Source organism: Desulfosporosinus fructosivorans, assembly GCF_004766045.1.
Lineage (GTDB): Bacteria > Bacillota > Desulfitobacteriia > Desulfitobacteriales > Desulfitobacteriaceae > Desulfosporosinus > Desulfosporosinus fructosivorans.
Genome location: NZ_SPQQ01000001.1, coordinates 464521 through 487962, shown reverse-complemented (window position 1 = coordinate 487962; position 23442 = coordinate 464521). Strand labels below are relative to the sequence as shown.

Here is a 23442-nt window from a genome sequence, read left to right as displayed (position 1 = left end):
CTTATTTCTTCAAGCTGTTGGCATACGCTTCATAGGTTGATTTGTCTAAGAAGTTCTTAATGGTTACAATTTCCGCTTTAGGAACGACTTGGGCCGCCCGCCCTGCCAAACCTTCCTGAGTAAAAACGACATCAACGTTTGTAGGAATTTCGTTGACAGCAGAATGGCGCACTTCGATGTTCAAACCCGCATCCTTGAGGATCTTTTTGAGGATAGATTCTCCCATTGCTGACGACCCCATACCAGCTTCACAAGCAAAGATGATCAGTTTAGGCATTTGATTTGATTTTTGGCCTTTGCTCTCAGCCTTCATTTGAGAAATCTTTTGTTGGGCCCCAGCAAGATCTTCAGTGTCTACGATTGTTTTATCCCGTTTCAGAATAACGGAGGCGATCAAAAAAGAAACCACAGCACCAACCAAGATACCTAACATAACCGACAGAAATCCACCTTTAGGAGCCATAGCCATTTCGGCAAAGATACTGCCCGGAGAAGGAGATGCTACCAAACCGGCCTTGGTTAAAACAAAAGTAAAATCCGCTGTAATTCCTCCTCCGATCACAGCCAAGAGAAGGGATGGCTTCATCAGAATATAAGGGAAATAGACTTCATGAATTCCGCCCAAGAACTGAATGATAATAGCACCTGGAGCCGATTGCTTGACCATTCCTTTGCCATATACCCAGAAAGCAAGCAAGATTCCTAGGCCAGGCCCAGGATTTGATTCGAGAAGGAAGAAAATGGACTTGCCTGTTTCAGCAACTTGCTGAATTCCTAAGGGGGTGAGAACACCGTGATTAATAGCGTTATTTAAAAATAATATCTTACCGGGTTCAATAAAGATAGCGATTAAAGGCAAGAGCCCAGCATTGGTGACTGACACGGCTAAACTTCCCAACATGTTCGAAAACCCTTGTACTACGGGTTCGATAACAGTATAGGCGAGGATTGCCAGCAGAGCGCCTAAAATTCCAGAAGAAAAGTTACTGACTAACATTTCAAAGCCTGTGGGTACTTTATCTTCGGTCAGCTGGTCAAATTTCTTGATCACCCAACCGCCGAGGGGCCCCATGATCATGCCACCCAACATCATAGGAATTGAGGCTCCCACGATAACTCCCGCTGTAGCAATGGCACCGACAACTCCACCCCGTTGTTTGTAGACCAGACTACCGCCCGCATAACCGATCAGAAGTGGGATTAGATAGGTAATCATCGGCCCGACCAATTTGGCCAAATAAGCATTGGGCTTCCAGCCAGTGGGAATAACAAACATGGTGATCAAGCCCCAAGCAAGAATCGCACCGATGTTAGGGATGACCATCCCCGCCATGAAACCTCCGAACTTCTGGATCTTGGCTTTTGTTGTGCCGCCTCCGGCAAGAGGAAGTGGATTCAGATTTGCCGACATATGCATACCTCCTTCTTTCTTAATTTCATATTATTCCTGTCCTCTTAGTTTTACAATTTAAAGAAAACCAATCCTGACACCACTTTTTACTGACAATTTTGACAACTCTTTTTTGTTAATGGCTCATTTAAAGTTCACTGTTGATTTTCTGTATGATAATGAGGGGTACGCTATGACCCGACCCACTTCTCTTCAAAGGAGTAAATTCAAGAGAGACATTAAACAGTGTGCCAATTGTATTGCCAATTAGCACACTGCTTAATGTCTTTATGTGTTTTTTTAAGTAATTGGCATGTAAATGGCAGAGAAACTGCCACATATTTAGAAGTGGAAATACGCAATAACGTCTTAAAAAGCAATCCCAACTCCTTGCCAAATGGAGGTTGATACAGAACCTGCCAGAATTATTTTTCTATCTCTTCTTTATCCTCTTCAGAGTCATTTGTGCAAACATGTTCTAATATATCACCTGGCTGGCAGTTAAGGGCTGTACAAATTGCATCAAGTGTTGAAAATCTAATAGCCCTTACTTTACCTGTTTTTAAGTTTGAAAGATTTACATTAGAAATCCCAATTGTTTCAGCTAATTCAATAAGTTTTATTTTTTTCTCGACTAGAATTCTATCTAATCTTATGATAATAGCCACTGATTAGCACATCCTTATAATGTCGTGTCGAATTCTTTTTGAAGAAAAACTCCATATTTAAAAATATCAGCCATAAAAAAAATAAGCATTCCAGTTAATACTCCACTTAAATGAAAACTGGAAAAAGATATATACATTTTGGTTACAAAAACTAAGAATAAAAGGTTTGTTAGAAAGTTTACCGTAACCGAATAGATGATTACTGTATAAGCAATATTTTCAAGACTTTTCACATTATCCATAATGAATGGGGTTATATCATGAGCAGTAGACTTGAAAATATTTGATACCTGCATTATTCCATACATAATAAAAGATATGCTAATAGAAATTGAAAGCAAGGAGGCGATAGCCGCATATTTAGCACTAAACCTACTATCAGAGAGTTGTATGATTTTATAAGGAACATCAATAAAGAAGGTAGAGCCATTATTTAGGGTATAGTGTATAGACCAGTCCATGCTTCCTTGAACTGCATTAAATTTGTCAGGTGAAGCAAAAAACAATACAGCAGCAACTATTAAAGTAGCAATTAGAAGTATTACACCAATAATAAAAATGAATTGTACCACTTTCTGAATAATACCTGCTCTCTTTTTTATGGTCCTTATATTGGCTTGGTCTTGATTCATAATATCTCCTCCTCAAATTTAATTCAATTATATAGCAGTTATATTCGTAAATCAATAATATATTAACGATAATCATTAATATATAATTATGTAACCAAAAAAATGTTTAATAATTCAGATAAATCAAAATTATTTGAGAGATAACTTGTATAAAAAGCCTTCTTCTTAAGTTATGTTTTTTGATCATAAAAAAAGCTCACTAAAATAGTGAACCAAAAGCATTGTGACATTGCCTTCGCAAGAAGGGCAATCTTCTTTCACCAAAAAAAGACGATGCACATGAATGCACCTCCTCGTACTTCCAAAACTTTGCATGGGATTTCCCAAGTAAAATCAAAACGGTGCACATAAAATGTGCCGTCCCTAAGATGCCTTTTCGCTCTTCGTCCCCCGTCCATCCTCCGTTACCCAGCCCCGGGACGCCGTGTGACACAGCGCGACGTCTTTACGTAAGCAGACCAGCAAACTTCCGTTCAAGCTCCCTACCCCAAATACGGGGCAGCGAACAAGGATGTGAGCTGCCGCCATTGCGCCAAGGACGGCGCATTTGGCGGGAACCCCGCTCCCCAGAGACAGGAGCTTGAACGGTTAGTTTGCTCTGCGTCGTAGGATCGAGCGCTGTGTCTCACAAGTTCCCTCCGTTACCCAGCCCGGGACGCAGTGTGACACAGCGCGACGTCTTTACGTAAGCAGACCAGCAAACTTCCGTTCAAGCTCCCGACCCCAGACACGGGGCTGAGCACAGGACGTGCGAAGCCGGCAACTGAGCCAAGGATGGCGAATTTGCCGGGAACCCCGCTCCCCAGAGACAGGAGCTTGAACGGTTAGTTTGCTCTGCGTCGTAGGATCGAGCGCTGTGTCTCACAAGGCCCTCTCCGCGTCGTAAGCACCGAGCGCTGTGTCACACAAGTCCCCCTATTTTTTCGTTCGGAAGTAATCACTTCGAATAATTTCATCGGCAATTCCCACCCCAAGCATAGCCTCTGCTCGAGCTTTATCACTAGGAAAGGTCCCTACTGTTTGTCCATCTGATAAAACGACAAAATCCCGATTAGTATTCAGGAGATTTCGGCCCATTGCTGTGCCCTCATATTCTTTACGATCTATCCCCATTAGAGAGGCCAACGTGGGTAGAATATCAATGTGCCCACCAGTCGTCTTTATTTCCTCGCCAGTCATCCCCTTAGAAAAAATAATAAGTGGTATTTGGTTGTGCCCCTCAAGCCACCAACTTTCCGGGTTCTTCAGTTGCTTTATCTCGTCATCATAAAACTTATGCACCCCAGTGTGATCGCCGTACAGTGCAATAACTGTATTATCAAGTAACCCGTCCTTATCCAATTTATCGATAAACGCCCCAATTTGCTGATCCGTGTAATTTATGCTCTGAAAATACCCACCCAACTTAGATTCATCTAAAACAGGGTCTAATTTCAATTTGCGGTATTGAACCGGTAAATCAAATGGCGAATGACTGGTAAGTGTGACAAGAAACGAATAGAAAGGCTGTTTTTCCGCCTTGAGCACCGGCCCAACCTGCCTAAGGTAAGTCCCGTCACTAAGTCCAAAGCCAATTCGTTCGTCCATTTGAAAATAACCTTCGTCAATCGTTCTTTGAAATCCGATGGCCGTGAGCGCTTGACGCCAGTTCCAGTACCCCCCCTTATCGGGATGAATAGCTAACGTACCATAACCATGGCTTTCCAAAATTTTAGGTAGTGAATTGTAGGTATTACCGGGGAATCGGAAGAAAGTAGACCCCTGACGCACAGGATATACCGAAGTGTTAGTCATTAAGTCAGAATCTGAACTTGTACCATTCCACACTTGCTCATAGAAATTAGGGAAATACAGACTATTATTCAACAGTCTATTTAAGTTAGGCGTAATCTCCTGGCCATTAACACTCTTCCCAATCACAAATTTTTCAAGGGATTCTACTTGTAAAACTATTAGGTTTTTTCCTTGAAACTTGCTTGAATAGCTGTTCTCTGGGAGGTTCTCTATTTTAGCTGAAAACCAAGCCTCTACATGTTTTTTCTCCTCAGCGCTTAACGCAAACGGCTTACTATCTTCCCAATACTTATAAGTATCAAAGAGATGGTAACCGAGAGGTGAAAGGTTTGACATGGTTTGGTTCTGTGACCATGAGCACCTAAACAAGAATTTCTGATCGTTTTTACCAAAGACGTCGACCACAAGATAATTAACAAAGATATAACTAGACGAAACAAGCATCAACATTAAGAAAATTGGGAAACTGCGCCTAACGGCTTTAAAACGTGGCGCTAATTTATATCCAGCTATCATTAGCAAAATTATATCGAACCAAAACACTAGATCGACCGTTCGCAACATAGAAATAATACTCCCAAACAGATTGTCTAGATTAGACGTTTGAGATAGCGTATAAACAGAAAGGAAATTACCAAATGCCCTAAAATTCATCAAGTCCACGAGCATTGAAAATGATAACAGAATATTAATGATCACCAACGCCCAATAATGAAGCTTACCTTTGAACAAAAAAGCAACGCTAAGAAAGGCAATTTCAAAAGAAATATAGATTAAAGCAAATGGCTGATTGGTAAACATTTCAAACGCTTTAGATGAGTTAAAGTGAACCCCATCATTATTTACTAAGCCTAGAAAGAATATTGATTTGAGCAGTAACGCAATCCAAGTATAGTGAAACAGCTTTTCCTGGAGTAGAATACGACGCAAAGTCGCTTGCAGAGATTGCCTTGAAAGCGCAGGGTAACCCTCTTGCGTGTTGATTGTCGTTTTTTCTACTTGGTACAATACACTCAATTCCTTTACATTAGATTTTTTGAAAACAAGCCTTGCCCCAAGCTTTAATAATAAATGCCTATTCACTTTGCTTGGCTACCTTCAGAATTATAGCACAATCAATCAAAAAAAGGTGCTCAATATCGTATAAAACGACAAAAACCTTCTTGCAAGCTGATGGGCTCGCAGAAGGTTTTTAGTTGTAAAGCTATTACGCATTATAATATTAAAGACTGAACTGCTATCCTCATCTAAGTCCAACATTAACTTGAGTCCCTTTAATAAGGCACGATTATGGTTCTTCTACCTCAAGATAACAAATCACCTAATGAGTGCACACGTTGCAAAAAACCATTTCCCAAGGGCCTCTGAGGTAGTTGTTGTCACTCAACATCTACGAGAGTAGTCTATTTCTTTTGTAAACTTATTAACTGGGTAGACTTCCAATCCATCTTTTTGTAGAACTCCAATGCCGGGGTGTTTTTTTGATCAGCTAATAACTGTAGACGCTTAACCCCTCGTGCAATCGCCCACCCTTCAATGGCCACTAGCAGATCTCGCCCTATACCTTCACCTCTACAGGTGTCTTCGACAACCAGATCTTCCACTAAGGCAACTATTCCACCCTCGGCAGTGGAAACCAGAATCTGCGCTGTGCACATTCCTACGATCTGTTGCTTCTGTTCTGCTACCAAAATGCACCGTGTGGTGACATCATCGAGCATCATTTCCAAACCACTCTGTTGGGTTCCCTCCTCGAAAGAAAAATCCGTTTCAATGGAAAACAAGATTCTTAACAGTCTAATCATGCCACTGATATCCGAGTATCTAGCTCTTCTAATAACATGGTTCATTACCTGATCCTTCACTATCCTGCCCCCTAATATTCTAGATTTCCAGAATGCATTTTAAGACGTTAAGCACGATGCATCGTGCCCAAACAGCCCAAACAGCCCACACAGTACATATCATTTCGTTGGGGCACGAAGAATCGTGTCCTACACCGCCGTATTGGTCATTTCGTTGCACGATAATCGCGCCCTATAAAGCCAAAAACCTCCTTTTAGTAAGATCACGTTGCATCGTGCCCTATTAAAAGAAGGTTTTTGGCTTTTCTCTTTTTTTGTTCTAGCATGCGCTAACCACAATCCCCATGATATCGTCTTCTTCTAAGGGCCTTTTGAGCTTATGAGTTTGCTGTAATATTTTGATTAAGAGTTCATCAATCGTTTCTTGATCCAGATCAATCCCTTTTGCTTTCAATAACCGCAAAATAGTCTTACGACCAGAGTATTTGCCAATGGAAGTTGAGTGCCCCCTTCCTACGCTTTCAGGTGGATAGGTTTGGTAGTTCGCAAAATCTTTTTGTATACCGTCGATGTGAATAGAGGATGTATGGGTGAAGACGTCTTCCCCAATAATTGGTTTGGCCCGAGGAATTTTACGATTTGATGCCAAGCTTACCGTTAAACCGATTGAATTTAAACGTTTCAGGTCAAGTTGAACCTTCTCCTGAAGAGTATATTTCAGCGCCACAGCAACTTCTTCGAGGGAAGCATTGCCAGCCCTCTCACCCAGTCCTCCGACCGTTACACTTACAGCTTTAAAACCCGCTTGAACAGCAGCCAGGGAATTGGCCGTCGCCATTCCTAAGTCATTATGCGCATGAAACTCTAACGGGACTCTAGAGATTTTCACTAATTCCTGCAGAGTAAAGAAAATTTTAAGAGGTTCAAGAATTCCCACAGTATCCGCAAACCGGACCCGGTCAACCCCTAACTTCTGGGCCTCTGCTAGTATCTCTGCCAGAAATGTAAAATCCGCTCTACTGGCATCTTCCAGACCGAGAACAACATAACCCACTTCTTTTTTGGCATTAAGGACACATTGTCCCATTTGATCAAGTACCCAAGCCCGATCTTTTCTCAATTTGTTCTTGATTTGTTGATCCGAGGTGGGAATGGAAATGGCGACACCCTCGACCCCCGTCTTATAGCTCGCTTGAAGATCTGACAAAACAGCGCGATTCCAAGTGATCAGACGAACTGGTAACTGAAGGGTCACTAATTGGGAAATGGTTTTGATTTCTCCATCACCCATAGCGGGCACGCCCACTTCCAGTTCATCGATCCCTGCATCCGATAAGGCCCTGGCGATCATTTCTTTTTCCGGCAAACCGAATGCTACACCAGGTGCTTGCTCACCATCCCTTAAGGTAGTATCACATAACAAAATCCTTTGCTCCATCTTTAATTAGCTCCCTTTCTATTCATCAGAGCAAGCCAATCGCATCTGCCCGACATTGTTGACAATGCTTCATCTGAGGAAGGATTTCACCACAAATTTCCCGGCGATCTGATATTAATTCAGGAGTCGGTGCCGCAATATGAGCCAGTTTTCCTTGGGGAATGACGGGCATGATATTGTGAATGTTCGCACCTCTTTTTTTGATCTCTAAACCTAAGCTATATAAAAGGTGATCGTTGATACCCGGCATAAGCACTGTGTTAATTTTTATGGTCATTCCAGCCTTAGAAGCCAAGGAAAGTCCTTCTAATTGCTTGCTAATTAGCACCCTTGAGGCATCAGGCCCGATTAAAGTTTTGCCTTCCCAATGAACGTAACTGTAGATTTTGGCACCCACTTGCTCGTCTAAAGTATTAATCGTCACTGTAACGTGAGACACCCCAATCTCAACCAACTCATCGATCTTTTCTGGCAAGAGAAGTCCATTGGTACTTAAACAAAGAGTCATCTCCGGAAATTCTCTTTTTACCGCTCTAAGGGTTTCATACGTTGCTTTGTTTGCCAAAGGTTCTCCTGGTCCTGCAATTCCTACGACGATAAGTTGGGGTCCAATAGCGGAGGCTTTGGCTTGCCTGACAGTTTCAAGCGCTTCTACTGGGTTCTGAACCCTACTAGTTACACCCGGACGGGATTCATTAGCACAATCGAATTTACGCACGCAATAATTACAAGAAATATTGCACCCGGGAGCTACGGCTAAGTGGATTCGACCGGTTTTCCCATGCCCTTTAGTTGAGAAGCAGGGATGGCCAAGATTCAGGTTTGGGGTATTCATATTACCTTGAGTACATTCTTTATGCATCATAATCCCTCCAGTCGTTTTGTTATTTGTTATCTACTTCCAAGCTCTACTTTGATTTATGCTGCTAAAGCGGCTATACAGAAACTCGACCTTCACGCCTCACAAGCGTTAAGCTAATTGTTCCTTGAACGTATGGCAGTGGCGTATACAGATGCTGCCACAAGCCTGGCAACCGATGCATTGTTCTTTATTCGCAATTGTTGCTACGTGTCGCTCTGTCCCTTCATCATCCTCGAAGCTTTCCAGACCTAAGCATTTTTGAACACATAATTTTACACATCGCCCACATCCAAGACACACCGCGGTATCGATCGCTTCCACAAACTTTGGAGTCCAGGGTAATCCGCCAAAGGTTTTGTAAATTAGCACTTCACTCACTATTTGTCCCTCCCTCCTCAGTCCTAAGATCATTTCTCATTTCCTCTTAATATTCGTTCTTAGCCTTCCTCTCTTGTAATGAAGGCTTTATGCTTCTACCGCATCCACTTTCTTTTTTAACCAAGGTGGAAGTTTCTTGGAAAGCAACAATTTGTTCATTCTGTTAAGCTCGTCAACGATCAACGTCCCTTCTGGCACTTTCAACGGATGAATACCACATTGCACTAAACGTGCTGCCGCAGGACCGCCTATCTGAGTGCAATAGACAATGGCACAGAGTTTGAGCATATTGATCCGTGCATTAACTCTATCTTCGGATTCTGCCATGTCTTCAGCAACAAGAGTTGTATGGATAATGCCCAGCTTCTCTCCTGTAAACTTATACATTTCAAACTTAGGAGCGGAGGCAAAATGCGAGTCAATGGTTAATCCATCGCCGCTGGCAAAGGCTATAAGCATACCTGTACCCTCCCTAACTTAGTGAATTTAACATGTCAAACAGAAATTGTTGAGTGCCTTCATACCCAATCCAACGTTTTTGCGGATAACCGACACGGTCAAAGACAGGCAATCCTGCTCGTAAATGAGGGATTTTAAGCAACCCTGCAGCCTGGCGACCGTTTGAATTGGCGATGATTAGATTACTATGGGCCGCTCGTTCCTCGAGTGTTTCGAGGTCTCCCACTTCGATTGGGATCGGTAGGGATAACTTGTGGATGCCCCCTTGGGATGCCGCCAAAGCCACAGAAATCTCCGAGCCTACCTCAACCAGACAAGAAGCTAAACTATACAGAAGGTCCATTTCTAAAGCGATTGCGATCTTTTGACCACCAAGTTGATCATGATAATCGGCCAACGTATCCAGCAATCGGCTTCTTTGCCGGAGCAATTTCTCCGGTACAGCCTTACCCGATATTTTCGCAAGCGTTAAGATGAACGCATCGGTGGCCTTCAGGCCAGTTAATGACGGAAAGTTATAACAGGGAATTCCATACGCTTCCTTCAGGATTTCTCCCGCTTTCTCCATACTCAGACCAAAGGATAAACAGGCACTGCATTTTGCCAAACGCTGAAAATCCTCCAGTAAAGTTCCTCCCTGAACCACCGGGGCGGCTTCCAGTTCAGCGTGCCCATCCAGAGAAATTGAAAGATCCGGAACTGTAATCGGCCTAAATCCAAATTCCATAACGATTTCTTTTAGTTCATCGACGTCGCCCGGAGTTAAATGACACCCCGGCAATAGAGCAACATACAGCGCAGGATCTTCGTTAGAGTTAGAGTTCGAGGCAGTGCCCGAAACTGACGGTTCCTTCGTCTGGCTAGAATGCCCAGCCAAGGTCGTAAGCAGAGCCTCTACCGTCCGCTGATAACCTTCTTGCATCGAACCGATATAATCCGGCGTACTAGCCAGTACCACAGGCATATCGTCTAAATCGGGTCTTTCTTGGCGTAGACTGGCGAGTGCACTAACCATGTCGTCGCCAAAAGTTTCGGTTAACCCAGTACTCATCACGCCAATAATTTGTGGCTTATATTTATCGGCTGCCACGGCAATCCCTTTTTTAAGATGTTCCCAGCCCCCAAAAATGACTGAGTCTTCTAATAGGGCCGTTGAATTAAGGGGAATCGGTTCCTTATAGTGCCTTGAGAGCTGTAAGCGAATGAACGAAGAACACCCCTGAGAACCATGGAGTAAGGCTAAAAGTCCATTGACGCCGAGGTAGGCTAGAGTCGCCCCAAGAGCTGGGCTGTTTTTCTGCGGATTTCCTTGATAATGTCTCGTATTTGTCGTAATCATTGTATTAGCCTTATCAGCCATCTTGTTCACCCTCCTTCGGCGGGAATTCTTGTTTCAAAAGCCCCCAAATAGGACTCAGCACTGTGCGCGTTAAAGTCTCTGCAAACGTAACCATTCCCTCATAGCCAGCATAGGGTAGTTTGCGACCGTGATTAATATCCAGAAAAGGGGTTCTCGTTTTATGGGCCAAATATTTTGTCTTGCCTCCGGCAACGATGAGGTCCGGTTTTTTCTCCGCAATAATCTTTAAAAAGCCCGCTGAACTTGTATCCTCAATAATTTGGGCTGAGGGATCCATCAGTTCTTTCATGCGCTGAAAATCTTCTGGGGTGGAGTTTTGCGTTCCTCCAGCTAAAATATTAATTCCTAATTCCGCCAAGGTAGACACCATAGACCAGGTTTTAACCCCCCCCGTAAACAAAATGGCCTGTTTATTCTCCAGTAGCTTTTTATACCCTGCAATGGTCTTTCGAGTTTCGTCCTCCCTCTTTTGAACATAGACAAGGGTTCTCTCCAGCAAGTCAGGATCCTTAAGTGCTTTGGCAATATTGATCAGCGTTTCAGAGGTGTCATGAATCCCGTAAAATGACCCTTCCATAAAGGGAATTCCATAGCGAATTTCCATCTTCCTGACTAGATTGGTCAAACTTTTAGAACAAATTAGCACATTGAGGCTCGCTCGGTGAGCTGAACGCAAGTCGTCGAATTTGGCATCCCCGGTAATAGCGGTTTGCAGTGTGATTCCTAAGTTTTTCAAATCGGGTAAGATTCCCCAAATATCTCCGGCGATGTTATACTCCCCGATTAGGTTAATGGAAAGAGGAATTTTCTCGTCAGAACCCTCCCCTGAGCCTATAACCCGATCGAATAATACTTCGCCTGCAATACGGTTTCCAATATTTTTGTCCCCCAAAAAGCCTGGGCAATTCACGGCAATCACTGGAATGGTCAGCACAGCTTCCGCTTCTTTACAAATCTTGTCGATGTCATCTCCGATTAAGGAGGAGACACAGGTTGCGTAGACAAAGATGGCTTTAGGATTATGTCGGAGGGCGATTTCTAGGATTGATTCTTTCAGCTTTTGCTCTCCGCCGTAGATGACATCATTTTCCATAATGTCCGTGGTCAGCCCTCGTCGGAAAAGCTGGGAACCTGAGGAGCGAGCTCCTCGGTTATCCCAAGAGTTTCCAGCACAAGCAATCGGTCCATGAACAAGGTGAGCAACATCCGTAATGGGCATTAGCACAACTCGTGCTCCGTCATAGGCGCAACTTCTCTCTGCGCCTTCACCGGGCAGGGCCTTCATGCATAATTTAGGCGAACCAGCATCTGACATGCATTTTTTATCTTTAAGATCTAACTTGGTGAGATTGGTGAACATGAAGCAACCCTCCTTCTGGTGGGGACATTCCTCTGAGCCACTTATCATTACTTCTCTTTGAGGAGGTGTGTCCCCTGACCTCTTATCGCATCATTTCAAAGTGTGCCTCTGTAGAGTTCCTGTCGACTTCGTCCAAAAACGTATTGACGATCATAGTAATTAGGTTAATCACTCCGGAATACCCAATGATAGGAGAGCGGTGGATATTCACCCGATCCGTGATAGGGAAACCAATTCTGACAAGAGGAATATTAGCGTCTCGTGCAGCCCACTTACCATGAGAGTCACCGAGTAACATATCAACAGGTTCTGTAACCAGAAGGGACCTAAGATGCCAAAGGTCTTTGCCAGCATAGAGTGTAGCTTCTTGACCGTAAGGGCTCGACGCTAGTAGACTCTCCATGGCTTTTTTAAAGGTTGGGGTAGAATTTGTGCAAACGATATGGACCGGCAGTCCTCCCATTTCCAGCAGGAACGTGACAAGCCCTATCAGAAGATCCGGGTCGCCAAACAACGCAAATTTCTTGCCATGAATATATTGATGGGAATCTGTCATGGCATCGATGGCCAATCCCCGTTCAAAGGTTATTTCCTCTGGAACGCCTTCGCCTGTGAATTTAGCCACGGACTCAACGAATTTATCCATGCCTGCGATCCCCATAGGCATTGAAATTGTTTCAACCGGAACATCCAGACTGGCTAGATATTTACTAGTCGTCGGTGATGAGAAAGTTTGGAGGAACAAATACTGTGCAGCGTTTAAAGCATCATTCATTTCTGTAAGGGGTGTTCCACCAGGATACAATTGGTAGGTTCCCAAATTTGGTGCATCAAAAACATCACTATTGTCGGGTAAAAGTGTAAAGGGAGCCTTCATCAATTTGAGGATACGTTTATATTCCCGAAGATTGGCAGTATAAGTGTCAAAACCCGGCACAACATACAACCTATCGTTGATTTTATCCGCCTGCCGTGGTGTCGCTAAGCATTCGATGAGACCTTTGAGCATCGTGTCGTACCCGGTTATATGAGATCCCTTGAAGCTTGGAGTATTAGCCAAAGCGACTGGAAACTCTTGAGGAATTGCGTCTGCTTGCTTGGCATTTCCTAAATAAGCCTTAATATCGTCTCCAATAACTTCCGCCATACAGCTCGTATACACTGCAATCACCTTTGGTTTGTAAAGCGCATGGGCATTTTTTAATCCTTCGATAAGATTCGTCTGTCCACCAAAGACCGCTGAATCTTCGGTCATAGAATCCGAGACGGATGCTACAGGTTCTCTGAAATGGCGAGATAACGTGCTGCGGAAATAGGCAGTACAGCCTTGTGAACCGTGCGTGAACGGTAAGCATCCTTCGACCCCTAAGGCACAAAGCAAGGCACCAAGTGGTTGGCATGCTTTGGCCGGGTTGATGACCAATTTTTCACGGGCAAAATTCAATTCTTTGTATTCTTCAGTATTCAGCCAAGCTGTTGTTGCCTTAGTACAAGATTTCATGAGTAACATCCTTTCTGCCCGATTTATTTAGCCCAGGGGGCTTTGATTAATTTCCAAGTAGGGCTATTGATAGCCATATCCATATCCCGAGCAAAAATCGGGAATCCTTCGTAGCCTTGATACGGGCCGGAATAATCCCATGAATGCATTTGACGGAAGGGTAGACCCATTTTCTCAAAGACATACTTTTCCTTGATACCAGATCCTACTAAATCGGGTTTTAGTTTCTGTACAAACTCTTCAAGCTCATAAGCATTCACATCGTCATAAATCAAGGTTCCTTCTTTTAAATCTGGAACGGTTACCTCATAATCTTCTTTATGAGCAAATTCGTAACCCGTACCAATGACTTCCATGCCCAAATCTTCATACGCTCCGATCATATGTCTCGGACGAAGACCACCAATATACAGCATCACGCTTTTTCCGGACAGGCGCGAACGATAAGACTCAATCACTTTCGCCATCTCAGCTTCATATTTTTCGATAACCTTTAAAGTTTTGTCCATGATAGTTTGGTCAAATTTCTCTGCAATCTTAAGAAGGGATTCTTTGACTTTTGTCGGTCCGAAGAAGTTGAATTCCAGCCAGGGGGTTCCGTAAGTGTCCTCCATGTGTTTGACGATGTAATTCATGCTTCTTGTACAGTGGATTAAATTAAGTTTGACCAGATGCCCATTCTGCAACATTTCCATCGTAGAGTCACCCGTCCAAATATTGACCACGTTTAAACCAATTTCTTCGAGGAGTTTTTTACTGGCCCAGGCGTCGCCACCAATATTATAATCACCGATAATTCCAATGTCGTACGGTCCTACTTCGCGACCGGGTCCCTTACCCAAGAGGTGATCCCGAATAGCATCATTGGCGATATGATGACCAAGGGACTGGCTTATGCCCCTAAACCCTTCACACCGGACTGGGATGACTGGAATTTCGTACTCCAAACTCGTGCGTCGAGCGACACTTTCAATGTCGTCTCCAATCAGTCCGACAGGACATTCTGAAAGAACAGAAATCCCTTTGGCGTTCGGGAAAAGCCCAACAGCCTCGCCAATTATTTTCTCCAGCTTTTTATCCCCACCATAGATGATATCGCTTTCCTGGAAGTCCGAGGTGAAAAGAAACGGCACAAAGTTGTCAACCCCGATTTCACCGTCAGCCAAGTTTCTGCGATTGCCCCAAGAATAAAAACCACACCCGACTGGCCCGTGTGAAATATGCACCACATCCTTGACCGGACCCCAGACAACCCCTTTGGCTCCTGCGTAGGCACACCCCCGGGCAGTCATCACTCCTGGAACTGTTTTCGAATTTGATTTAACTGCACATCCTTCACAGGCATCATCTTTGACTGCAAGATGTTTATTCCGATCCTTTTTGGCCTTTTCCGGATAAATCTCCAGGACTTCTTCCACAACTTGTTTGGTAAACTCCTTAGTCTGATTTATGCTCATAACGCTGACCTCCCTAATTTCTCAATAGCTGATGGATACTACATATCCAGGATACCGAATTCCATCATTAACTCTTCTAATTCATCCATCGAAAGCGGCGTGGGGATGGTCATCATGGTGTTATTCTCAATTTTTTTGGCTAATGCTCGATACTCATCTGCCTGAGGATGGGTAGAGTTATATTCGATAACGGTCATTTTACGGACTTCAGCGCGTTGTACCTCGTTATCCCGGGGCATGAAGTGAATCATTTGGGTATTTAAGGATTTGGCCAAGGCCTCGATTAATTCGTTTTCTTTGTCAGTTTGACGACTGTTACAGATCAAACCTCCCAGACGAACGGTCCCAGTTTGCGCGTACTTTAAAATCCCTTTTGAAATATTGTTGGCAGCATACATGGCCATCATTTCGCCAGAAGTTACAATATAGATTTCCTTAGCTTTATTCTCGCGAATCGGCATCGCAAACCCACCGCATACAACGTCACCTAAAACATCGTAGAAGACATAATCTGTATCTGCCGTATACGCTCCATTTTCCTCCAAGAAGTTAATCGCCGTAATTACCCCCCGACCAGCACACCCGACCCCTGGTTCTGGCCCCCCCGATTCTGCACAACGAACCCCCAAATACCCTTCCACCAAAACCTCATTCAGCTCTAAATCTTCGACAGTCCCTCGTTCGCGGGCTAAGTCCATAACCGTCGTTTGCGCTTTACTGTGTAAAATCAAGCGCGTGGAGTCTGCTTTAGGGTCACAGCCAACAATCGTGACCTTTCTCCCCATTTCAGCTAGAGCGACGACCGTGTTTTGGGTTGTCGTCGATTTTCCGATTCCACCTTTGCCATAAATTGCGATTTGCCTCATGTAAATACACTCCTTTATATCAAACTAGTTAAGACTATGGTCTTATCTCCATCGTCCTGTTAAATAACTGCTTCGCTCCCGATTTCCCCCGTGCGAACACGAATAACTTCTTTTAAGGGGAGAACAAATATTTTACCGTCCCCCATGTGCCCTGTTTGATTCGCTTTGATAATCACATCGACCACTTCTTCGACTTGGTCATCCTGCACCACAATCGTTAACATCCGTTTAGGAATCCAGTTGAATTTGGTATCATCCGCCATCTCTTTACTCAACATGTAATTTAATTCAGGGTCGATTTCAGCTGCCCAGCCACCGATTCCCCCTTGCTTCCCACGGCCCTCTACACTTTGAATCGTCAGAGCAGGAAAACCAGCATCTTCAAAAGCCTTCTTTGTAGCGGGTACCTGATGGCGTCGAATTAAAGTCATTATTTCCTTCATTTCTACAACCCCTTTGTCCCTTTACTTACGGTATACGCTTCTTCAACCTCAGTCACAAAGATCTTGCCATCGCCCATAGTTCCAGTCTTGGCGCTTTCGATAATAATAGAAATGGCGTTGTCTAACTTGTCATCTTCAATGACTAAGAGAAGAAGAGTCTTTGGAAACTCATCGTAAACCACATCTCCAATTCGGATCCCCTTAGTCCTGCCACGGCCAAAGACGTGCATTTTTGTCAGCGATGGCATTCCCGCCTGTGCTAAGGCCTCAGCCACAATCTCCGTTTTATCAGGTCTAACAATTGCTCTAATCATTTTCATAGAATTCATCCTCCTTAAAATTTAAATCATTTCATCCAATCGTGAATCTCACTTCTCCATATGGGAGCGGTAGTTCGGACTCTGTTTCGGTGACGTAAGTCACTGGCAATGTAAGTCTCCAGTGCGAGACTATCGCCGCTTTCCCAATAGGAACACCTTGAGTGGCGAAGGAGCTAGACTCCGCCATCGCATCACCTCCCTCAATCGAAATTTCCATACCTCAAATTGCGTCGCACCAACTTAAGAATCTGACTGTATTAAAGAAAAAGACAAAGAGAGCCCTTAATTTTGTATAATTAAGGGCTCTCTAAAACACTTTTCCGCTCCAAATCATCAATCGATTTGGTGCCCGGTTATGAAATTGTACAATCAACAGATCTCTTGGTACTCTATCACTCTATCGCTCTAGCTACTCTTATCCTATGATAACTCTATGACAATCTAGATGGCTCTAATAACAATGAACACATTTATCGAAGTAGGGTTTATACTTTGTACCTAATTACACTAATCACTCAACACTCTTATCCTAGTTCTAATTAAAGATGCATAAATCCCAAGCCTACACGAGCATGTTCTAATAAAGGATGAAGAGATGAACGGCCATAAATTGCTACCGCGATCCATTCTGTGTCCGTCGTCAAACCAATTTTCAGAACATAACTGGCGTTGCTATTGTTATGAATGAAAATGCTATTACTGGCTTCCAAGGTCGCATGGATCAATGCGTGAATTTTTCGAGCATCCTTTGGGATAACACCGGTGTTAAAGGCTGCTGCCAGAACTGAATTCGTTAGTTTTCCAGTATGTTGAAGATTTGTTTCAGTCCCTCCGAGTTCAGTCACACCACTACGCATATTGTACGCTTCAAGCAGGAATTTCTTGAGCTTATCCTCTTCCTCTCTTGTCTCTGTCAGGGCTAAACGTATTGCGGACCGCTCCAAGGAAGGTCGATTCTTATTAACCCTTGTCGGCTCTTGCAAAGCATCCCCTCCCTCTAAATAGAAAACAGAAAAAGCCGCCAGATGTTGTGAAACATCTTGACGGCTTCATTGCCGAATGTTTAATCACTAAGTGATATTCACAATAGTACCCGATAACCCACCCGTTGTCAACGCCAAAAAATCAGCATAACTGTTTAATACATTATACATAAGTCATACATCAGATTGTTGCCCTGTTAACTTTATACTTTCATCCACGAGCGTATTTATCTCGTTCCAATCTTCCGGTAAACCAAACCCATTGCCTGCTCGAATTCTCCCATTCTCAGGATTTTCGCCATCCCAGCAAAAGCAAGAGCCCCAATCACCGTTCCAGTAATCAAGACGACCAGCGAACCCAACGTACGAATGCCGATCAATGGGGTAAGCCATTCACTCCACACCCAGATAACACCCGCCATGAAAAGCGAAGCGATTAAAGATTTTACACTTGTCCAGAACATAGCCCAGCCGTCCATTTGCCCCAAACGTCGACGCAGCATATAAAACAACAAAACCATGTTCACCACAGCCGCAATGCTCGTGGCAAAAGCCAGCCCCCCGTGAGCTAGTGGTCCAATCAATAATACCATAGCAATGACATTAACCACCATGGCAATAATCCCTAAAATCACCGGTGTCCAAGTATCCTGAAGGGCATAAAAAGCACGCGGGAGAATCTGAATCACGGACTGTGAAGAAATCCCAATGGCAAAATAAAACAGTGGGATCGCGGTAGTAAAGGTGTCGTTAGCCGAAAACTGTCCATGTTGAAACAAGACTCGAATCAAGGGATAGCGCAAAACAATCATTCCGACTGAAATTGGCACCGTGATAAAAACGACCATGCGAATAGCGCCAGATATGGTTTGGCGCAGTTTATCCCATTGTTTTAAAGCTGCTTGTTCTGTCATTGTCGGAAAGGTAGCCACAGCAATCGCTAACGCAAAAATACCTACAGGCAGCTGAAAAAGACGATAAGAATACCAAACTGCAGTAATGCTTCCCGGAGGCAGTGTCGATCCGAAGTTATTATTAACCACCACTTGAATTTGATTTAAGGAATAGCTGATGATAATAGGCAAGGCAAGCGCCCCAATCCGACGCACACCAGGATTGTGCCAGTCAATAATTGGGTAGTAACGCACTCCAACTTTCCGTAAAGAAGGTATTTGAACAGCAAAACTTGCGACAGCACCCACAACCACCCCAACCGCAAACCCAGAAATACTCTCAGGTTTAGCGGGGTTTGCTAGAATCGTCCCAAAAAAGATAATGCAGGCGTTATAAAGAACCGTCCCCAAAGCAGAAGGCCAGAAAATTTTGTAAGAATTCAAGACTCCCATAATTAATCCGCTTATAGCCATAAACAAAGGCTGTATCAAGAGAATACGAGTCAAATTAACGGTCAAATGGATATTTCCAATTTTTTCAAATCCCGGAACCATCAAACGGAGAAATTGGGGAGTGAAAAGGAGCCCAATAAAAATGAGTAATCCTAACGTAAGAAAGATTAAATTCACAACCGAGCTGACTACTTTCCAGCCTTCATCAACTTTCTCTTTAGCTATGTATTCCGAAAATACCGGAATGAAAGCAGCACTTAGAACTCCACCGACAAGTAACCAATATAATAAATCCGGAAGAATAAAAGCAGCATTATAAGCATCAGTGGTACTGCCTTGGCCATAAAATCCAGCAATCAGTGTTTCGCGTAAAAACCCTAACAGCCGAGAAATCAATTGAGCAGCCATTAAAAATCCGGCAGCTTTCACGAGTGTACGGTTGGTTGATGACATATCGAGCTGACCCCTTCTCCCCATTCGTGCTAATCCACCATTCAAATTATAGCATTTTTCGCGCGTTCGTAACAAGGATGAATTCAAATGAGATAAATTGAACAGGAGAAAAGAAGCGACAAGGGACGGTTCTGCTGTCTGACTTGGAGAAAGATAGGGGGACGGTTCTCCCGTCTGGAGAAAGACAAAAGAACCGTCCCCCTGTCTGAAAGCGAACTTCGCTATTAGCTTAAGACACTTTCTTTAAATAATCAGCCAAAATCTCCGCCACGGCTTCAGCTGCACCATTTGATTCCTCTGTCGAATTTAACTGAGACCCAAATTCTAACAATAACGCGCCGTCAGAAAGATGTTGATTATACCGCGCATTAGCTGCATAACTAATGTTTGCTTTAAACAGCCCAGGATATTTCTTTTCCCCTATGGCCATGAGTTCTTTTGCTAAAGCTTCATTCTTTTCCCAGTGCGGATTCTGCTTTCCTATCACCACCATCACCCTACTCACACTTTTCCCCTTTACCATGATCGTTGACTTTGGAACCCCAAGAGGGAATCCATCTCTATGAACGTCAATTAATACCTTCATGGAAGGATAATCTTTGGTCATTTTGGTTGCAGTAACAACCGATTTGCTATACGCTTTCATGAAATCCAGCGCATCATGTATTTCCAAGGAGTGAGCAGCACTAATTCCGTTTTGTCCAAGAGCTTTCTTAAGTGTTTCTCCCACCGTTACGACTTCCCCATTTTTGCCAAACTCATGTTCCAATCCTCCGTCTCCTGCATAACTCTCACTGTTGTGCGTATTATATATTCCTACCAAAACTTCTTTCGCCCCTGGCACTGGCTCTGGCGCTGGCGCTGGCGGATTTGGATCCGTGTTTCCATCAGGCTTTTGAGGTTCGATCGGTTCAAGAATTGGACCTTCAAACTCTGGATCATTAGGATTATAAGCCCACCCTAACCACACAGGCCCTTGAGGTGGGGGAGATAAATAGCCCAGAAAAAATGTCCGGGGATCTGCAATATTCACACCTGTTAATAAAAACATACCGACCGCCGCCCCTTGATTCCTTACAAGATCTAAGCGAGCGCGCTCAGGCTGAGAATAACCAGGAACCCCTTCCATTAAAATTGCTTCAAAGGGAAACGACTGTTGAGCTAGAAATCCAATTATTTGACGAGAACTCCCACTCTTGAGGGCATAAGCCAGTCCCATGATAACTAGAATGCTTACCAAGACTAAAAGGAATCCTCGCGCCCATTCTCTCACTCTCCATATTCGGTAATGTTTTTTTTGCCGATGAAAAAAATCTTCCCGTAACAAAGGACTTGTCCCCCTTCCTCTTTTATAGAAGAATTATGAGGGACAAGTCCAAGGTAGAACATTATCAAGAAGATTTTTAGTTGAATAGGTACTTGATCCTTTTAGTTCTCAACTAACGAAGCGTCGTTGGAACAAAGCTATCGACAATTCCAATAACGAGTGAGGACAATAAAGCGCCGATAATTGAAACAGTAATATAGCCGGGAACAATAAACTGACTAAAGTAAATGACGACAGCCGCCGTAATAAACCCAACCGCCCCCCGACCCGTCCGTGTAATTTTGTCACCGAATAACTTTTCAATAGCATAGCCCAGTACAGCGATCACTACTGCTGCGATCAAAGCTCCGGTAAAACCATTCACTTTGAGTCCTGGGACAATGTAACTTACCAAGAGTAAAACTAGAGCTGAAACAACAAACCGTACGATCATTCCTAACATTATTTGTACCCTCCATTCATTTGTTTTGGATTTACTTTATTTCTTAAACCCTTTCCTACTGACTTAGTTTAAACAATAATAACAAAATTTATTAATAAATCATTTATTAATTGATTTTCCTTGATAAATTCCCAGCCTGATGTTAAAATATAGTTTGTGTAACAAGCAAGGAGTATCAATAACCAAAGGGGGTGACTATTAGTGCCAAACATTAAATCCGCCATCAAAAGAGTTGAGTTAGGAAAAGCCCGCATGATTAAGAATGCTGCTGCGAAATCTTTCTTACGGACGACTATTCGTCGTTTTGAAGAATCAATCACAACGGATTCCGAAACTGCAGCACTCGCTTTGAAAAAGGCTATGTGTGCTTTGGATAAAGCCTCCTCCAAGGGTTTGATTCATAAGAACCTGTCAGCTCGCAAGAAATCCCGTCTTACGAGTAGATTCGTTAAAGCTTTTGCCAAAGTAGGGTAGGACATAACGGACTAAAAAGTAAGCGACAAATTAAATTGTTGCTTACTTTTTTTGTTTGCTTTTTTAAGCGAGCTCTGCAAGACACTCCCTCTCCGTCCCCAAGACTTGCACGAGACACGTCCCGCCTTTTCCGTAGAGCGGAAACAGGCCGTCCCCAGTTCCTACCCGGCGCCTCAGCTCGGAGGGTCCGCGATCACACGCTCCGACGCCTATTCCCTTGTCGTAACCAAACTCGCACACTTATTCCTATAACGCACACAAAGTGTCTCTGCGTCAATAAACGCAGACAACGCCACGGGCCACTCCGTCGTTCCTAATCTCCGTCGACCCCAGACCAAAGGGTCCGTGATCACACGCTCCGACGCCTTCGTGTTCGTCGTAGCCAAACTCGGCTTTAATCCTCTTACCTAAAGCAGGACGGGAAACAAGGATGTTTCCCGCCGGCCCTGCGACAAGGATGCATTGGCCGGGAATCCTGCCCGCTTGCATCAAGGACTAACGCCCTAGTTTGGCACGACGACCGCGCATGGCCGAGGACGTGTCTCACGGACCCTCACAAAATTTAATAAGCATTATTTCCAGCAATAATCCCGGATCACCGCCCCCAGTTTTCATAGCTAAGTCTGTATTTAAACACTCTGACAACGCCTTGGAAAGCTGCCCCGTCGATAACCTAACAGATTGTTGCCAGATTTTTTGAGCTTCATAAGGCGAAATTCCTAATACGGAGGGAGCTTCAGCAACATTTCCCCCGCGCTTACGCAAAGCGTCACACCCCAGTAGTAGTCGGACTTGTCGAACCAGCAACGCTAAGACCTTTAAGGCAGGTTCTTTACGCAACACGTCTCTTAAGGCTTGGAGAGCCTTTGCAGAGGACCGACTGGCTACTGCGTCCAAAAGATCAAAGATACTTGTTTCAATTGATTGAGGAGTAATCGCTTTAATATCTTCCGACGTGATCTTCTGGCGTTCTCCCACAAATACGATAAGTTTATCTAACTCTTGAGACAAAACGCCAGTATGGTGTCCCGTCCATTCAATAAATTGAGATGCGACTTGAGTATTCATCGATTTTCCACGTACTTTTAATTCCGACTGAACCCAAGTAAGCCATTCCTGCGGTCGTTTCGGTGCGCAGAATTCCATAATCTCCCCGGTTTTATCTAAAGCCTTGTAAAACTTTCTTCCTCTATGCACACTCTCAGCGATAAACAAAAGGCACGTCCTGGGATTGGGGTTAGCAAAGTAGTCCAAAAACGGCTCCAAATCTGCCGTCTGCCCATCTTGAAAATAATTCACATCTTCAACGATCAGCAGGCGATTGGCAAAAAAAGACATTGTATTTGCCCGCTCTACAATGACAGCTGGTGACAACTCTTTAGCAGAAACTACTTCCATTCCACTTCCAGACGGATCCGTCATGAAATGGAACGACTTAAGGACCTTCAATCCCTCTTGAATTAGAAAACGATCTTCCCCATACCACAAATAAACGGTTGCAACCTTCCCGCTCGCTACACTTTCCTTAATTCGTTCAATCTCACGCATTTTTGCCACCCCCTTTGCCTATTTTAATTGAGACCACCAAAAAAAGCCAGATAAAGAGCTAATTATAACTCTTTCCATAACGAAAACTTGGCTAGCGCCGAGCGCTGCTCATGGATGGCTGCAGCCAAGACTCGAA

24 protein-coding genes are annotated in these 23442 nt (G+C 43.9%); 1 reads left to right on the top strand and 23 read right to left on the bottom strand.

Features of this window, described 5'->3' with window-relative positions:
- Window position 1: 1 nt before the first annotated feature.
- From E4K67_RS02330 to E4K67_RS02235, 21 genes are all read right to left on the bottom strand, one after another.
- Entirely contained in the window at window positions 2-1411 is a 1410-nt protein-coding gene (locus tag E4K67_RS02330; RefSeq protein ID WP_135544783.1) for a PTS mannitol transporter subunit IIBC, read from the bottom strand.
- 404 nt (window positions 1412-1815) lie between these two features.
- Window positions 1816-2058 carry a helix-turn-helix domain-containing protein gene (locus E4K67_RS02325; RefSeq protein WP_135544782.1) on the bottom strand — a complete coding sequence of 81 codons (243 nt, stop codon included), beginning with the start codon at window positions 2056-2058 and terminating at the stop codon, window positions 1816-1818.
- Window positions 2059-2072: 14 nt separating this feature from the next.
- A complete protein-coding gene (locus E4K67_RS02320) occupies window positions 2073-2690 on the bottom strand; it encodes a DUF2975 domain-containing protein (protein ID WP_135544781.1) in 618 nt (205 codons plus the stop codon).
- Window positions 2691-3605: 915 nt separating this feature from the next.
- Window positions 3606-5567 (bottom strand): LTA synthase family protein, encoded by a 1962-nt coding sequence (locus tag E4K67_RS02315; RefSeq protein WP_243454308.1) that lies wholly within the window; start codon window positions 5565-5567, stop codon window positions 3606-3608.
- A gap of 320 nt (window positions 5568-5887) precedes the next feature.
- Window positions 5888-6334 carry a GNAT family N-acetyltransferase gene (locus E4K67_RS02310; protein WP_135545157.1) on the bottom strand — a complete coding sequence of 149 codons (447 nt, stop codon included), beginning with the start codon at window positions 6332-6334 and terminating at the stop codon, window positions 5888-5890.
- Between the two features lie 274 nt (window positions 6335-6608).
- Window positions 6609-7727 (bottom strand): homocitrate synthase/isopropylmalate synthase family protein, encoded by a 1119-nt coding sequence (locus tag E4K67_RS02305; RefSeq protein WP_135544780.1) that lies wholly within the window; start codon window positions 7725-7727, stop codon window positions 6609-6611.
- 25 nt (window positions 7728-7752) lie between these two features.
- Window positions 7753-8589 (bottom strand): radical SAM protein, encoded by an 837-nt coding sequence (locus tag E4K67_RS02300; RefSeq protein WP_135545156.1) that lies wholly within the window; start codon window positions 8587-8589, stop codon window positions 7753-7755.
- A 108-nt stretch (window positions 8590-8697) separates the two neighbouring features.
- The gene (locus tag E4K67_RS02295) at window positions 8698-8967 is read right to left on the bottom strand and encodes a ferredoxin family protein (protein WP_199242436.1); all 270 of its coding nucleotides are present in this window, start codon (window positions 8965-8967) and stop codon (window positions 8698-8700) included.
- 87 nt (window positions 8968-9054) lie between these two features.
- A complete protein-coding gene (locus tag E4K67_RS02290; protein ID WP_135544778.1) occupies window positions 9055-9426 on the bottom strand; it encodes a NifB/NifX family molybdenum-iron cluster-binding protein in 372 nt (123 codons plus the stop codon).
- A gap of 13 nt (window positions 9427-9439) precedes the next feature.
- Window positions 9440-10786, bottom strand: coding sequence for a nitrogenase iron-molybdenum cofactor biosynthesis protein NifN (nifN, locus tag E4K67_RS02285; protein WP_243454307.1), 1347 nt, complete (start codon window positions 10784-10786; stop codon window positions 9440-9442).
- On the bottom strand, window positions 10779-12146 hold the full coding sequence (gene nifE / locus E4K67_RS02280; RefSeq protein ID WP_135544777.1) for a nitrogenase iron-molybdenum cofactor biosynthesis protein NifE: 1368 nt from the start codon (window positions 12144-12146) through the stop codon (window positions 10779-10781). The genes nifN and nifE overlap by 8 nt, the downstream gene beginning before the upstream one ends.
- An 82-nt stretch (window positions 12147-12228) precedes the next feature.
- On the bottom strand, window positions 12229-13656 hold the full coding sequence (gene nifK, locus E4K67_RS02275) for a nitrogenase molybdenum-iron protein subunit beta (protein ID WP_135544776.1): 1428 nt from the start codon (window positions 13654-13656) through the stop codon (window positions 12229-12231).
- A gap of 14 nt (window positions 13657-13670) precedes the next feature.
- Window positions 13671-15104 carry a nitrogenase molybdenum-iron protein alpha chain gene (nifD, locus tag E4K67_RS02270; RefSeq protein WP_135544775.1) on the bottom strand — a complete coding sequence of 478 codons (1434 nt, stop codon included), beginning with the start codon at window positions 15102-15104 and terminating at the stop codon, window positions 13671-13673.
- 38 nt (window positions 15105-15142) lie between these two features.
- Window positions 15143-15970 (bottom strand): nitrogenase iron protein, encoded by an 828-nt coding sequence (nifH, locus tag E4K67_RS02265; RefSeq protein WP_135544774.1) that lies wholly within the window; start codon window positions 15968-15970, stop codon window positions 15143-15145.
- 59 nt (window positions 15971-16029) lie between these two features.
- On the bottom strand, window positions 16030-16413 hold the full coding sequence (locus tag E4K67_RS02260) for a P-II family nitrogen regulator (RefSeq protein ID WP_135544773.1): 384 nt from the start codon (window positions 16411-16413) through the stop codon (window positions 16030-16032).
- A 2-nt stretch (window positions 16414-16415) separates the two neighbouring features.
- Window positions 16416-16733 carry a P-II family nitrogen regulator gene (locus tag E4K67_RS02255; protein ID WP_135544772.1) on the bottom strand — a complete coding sequence of 106 codons (318 nt, stop codon included), beginning with the start codon at window positions 16731-16733 and terminating at the stop codon, window positions 16416-16418.
- 31 nt (window positions 16734-16764) lie between these two features.
- The gene (locus tag E4K67_RS29610) at window positions 16765-16920 is read right to left on the bottom strand and encodes a hypothetical protein (protein ID WP_158408374.1); all 156 of its coding nucleotides are present in this window, start codon (window positions 16918-16920) and stop codon (window positions 16765-16767) included.
- A 352-nt stretch (window positions 16921-17272) separates the two neighbouring features.
- Complete coding sequence (locus E4K67_RS02250) at window positions 17273-17716, bottom strand: HutP family protein (RefSeq protein WP_135544771.1); 444 nt, start codon at window positions 17714-17716, stop codon at window positions 17273-17275.
- Window positions 17717-17943: 227 nt separating this feature from the next.
- Complete coding sequence (murJ, locus tag E4K67_RS02245; protein WP_135544770.1) at window positions 17944-19515, bottom strand: murein biosynthesis integral membrane protein MurJ; 1572 nt, start codon at window positions 19513-19515, stop codon at window positions 17944-17946.
- 229 nt (window positions 19516-19744) lie between these two features.
- On the bottom strand, window positions 19745-20842 hold the full coding sequence (spoIIP, locus tag E4K67_RS02240; RefSeq protein ID WP_135544769.1) for a stage II sporulation protein P: 1098 nt from the start codon (window positions 20840-20842) through the stop codon (window positions 19745-19747).
- 112 nt (window positions 20843-20954) lie between these two features.
- Entirely contained in the window at window positions 20955-21284 is a 330-nt protein-coding gene (locus tag E4K67_RS02235) for a phage holin family protein (RefSeq protein ID WP_135544768.1), read from the bottom strand.
- Between the two features lie 201 nt (window positions 21285-21485).
- On the opposite strand from E4K67_RS02235, the gene rpsT reads away from it, so the two are divergent.
- Window positions 21486-21758, top strand: coding sequence for a 30S ribosomal protein S20 (gene rpsT, locus E4K67_RS02230; protein WP_135544767.1), 273 nt, complete (start codon window positions 21486-21488; stop codon window positions 21756-21758).
- Between the two features lie 273 nt (window positions 21759-22031).
- On the opposite strand, the gene E4K67_RS02225 is transcribed toward rpsT, so the two are convergent.
- Both E4K67_RS02225 and holA read right to left on the bottom strand, forming a co-directional pair.
- Window positions 22032-22250, bottom strand: a complete 219-nt coding sequence (locus E4K67_RS02225; protein ID WP_135544766.1) for a hypothetical protein — start codon at window positions 22248-22250, stop codon at window positions 22032-22034.
- 51 nt (window positions 22251-22301) lie between these two features.
- Window positions 22302-23306 (bottom strand): DNA polymerase III subunit delta, encoded by a 1005-nt coding sequence (gene holA, locus E4K67_RS02220; RefSeq protein ID WP_135544765.1) that lies wholly within the window; start codon window positions 23304-23306, stop codon window positions 22302-22304.
- Window positions 23307-23442 lie beyond the last annotated feature (136 nt).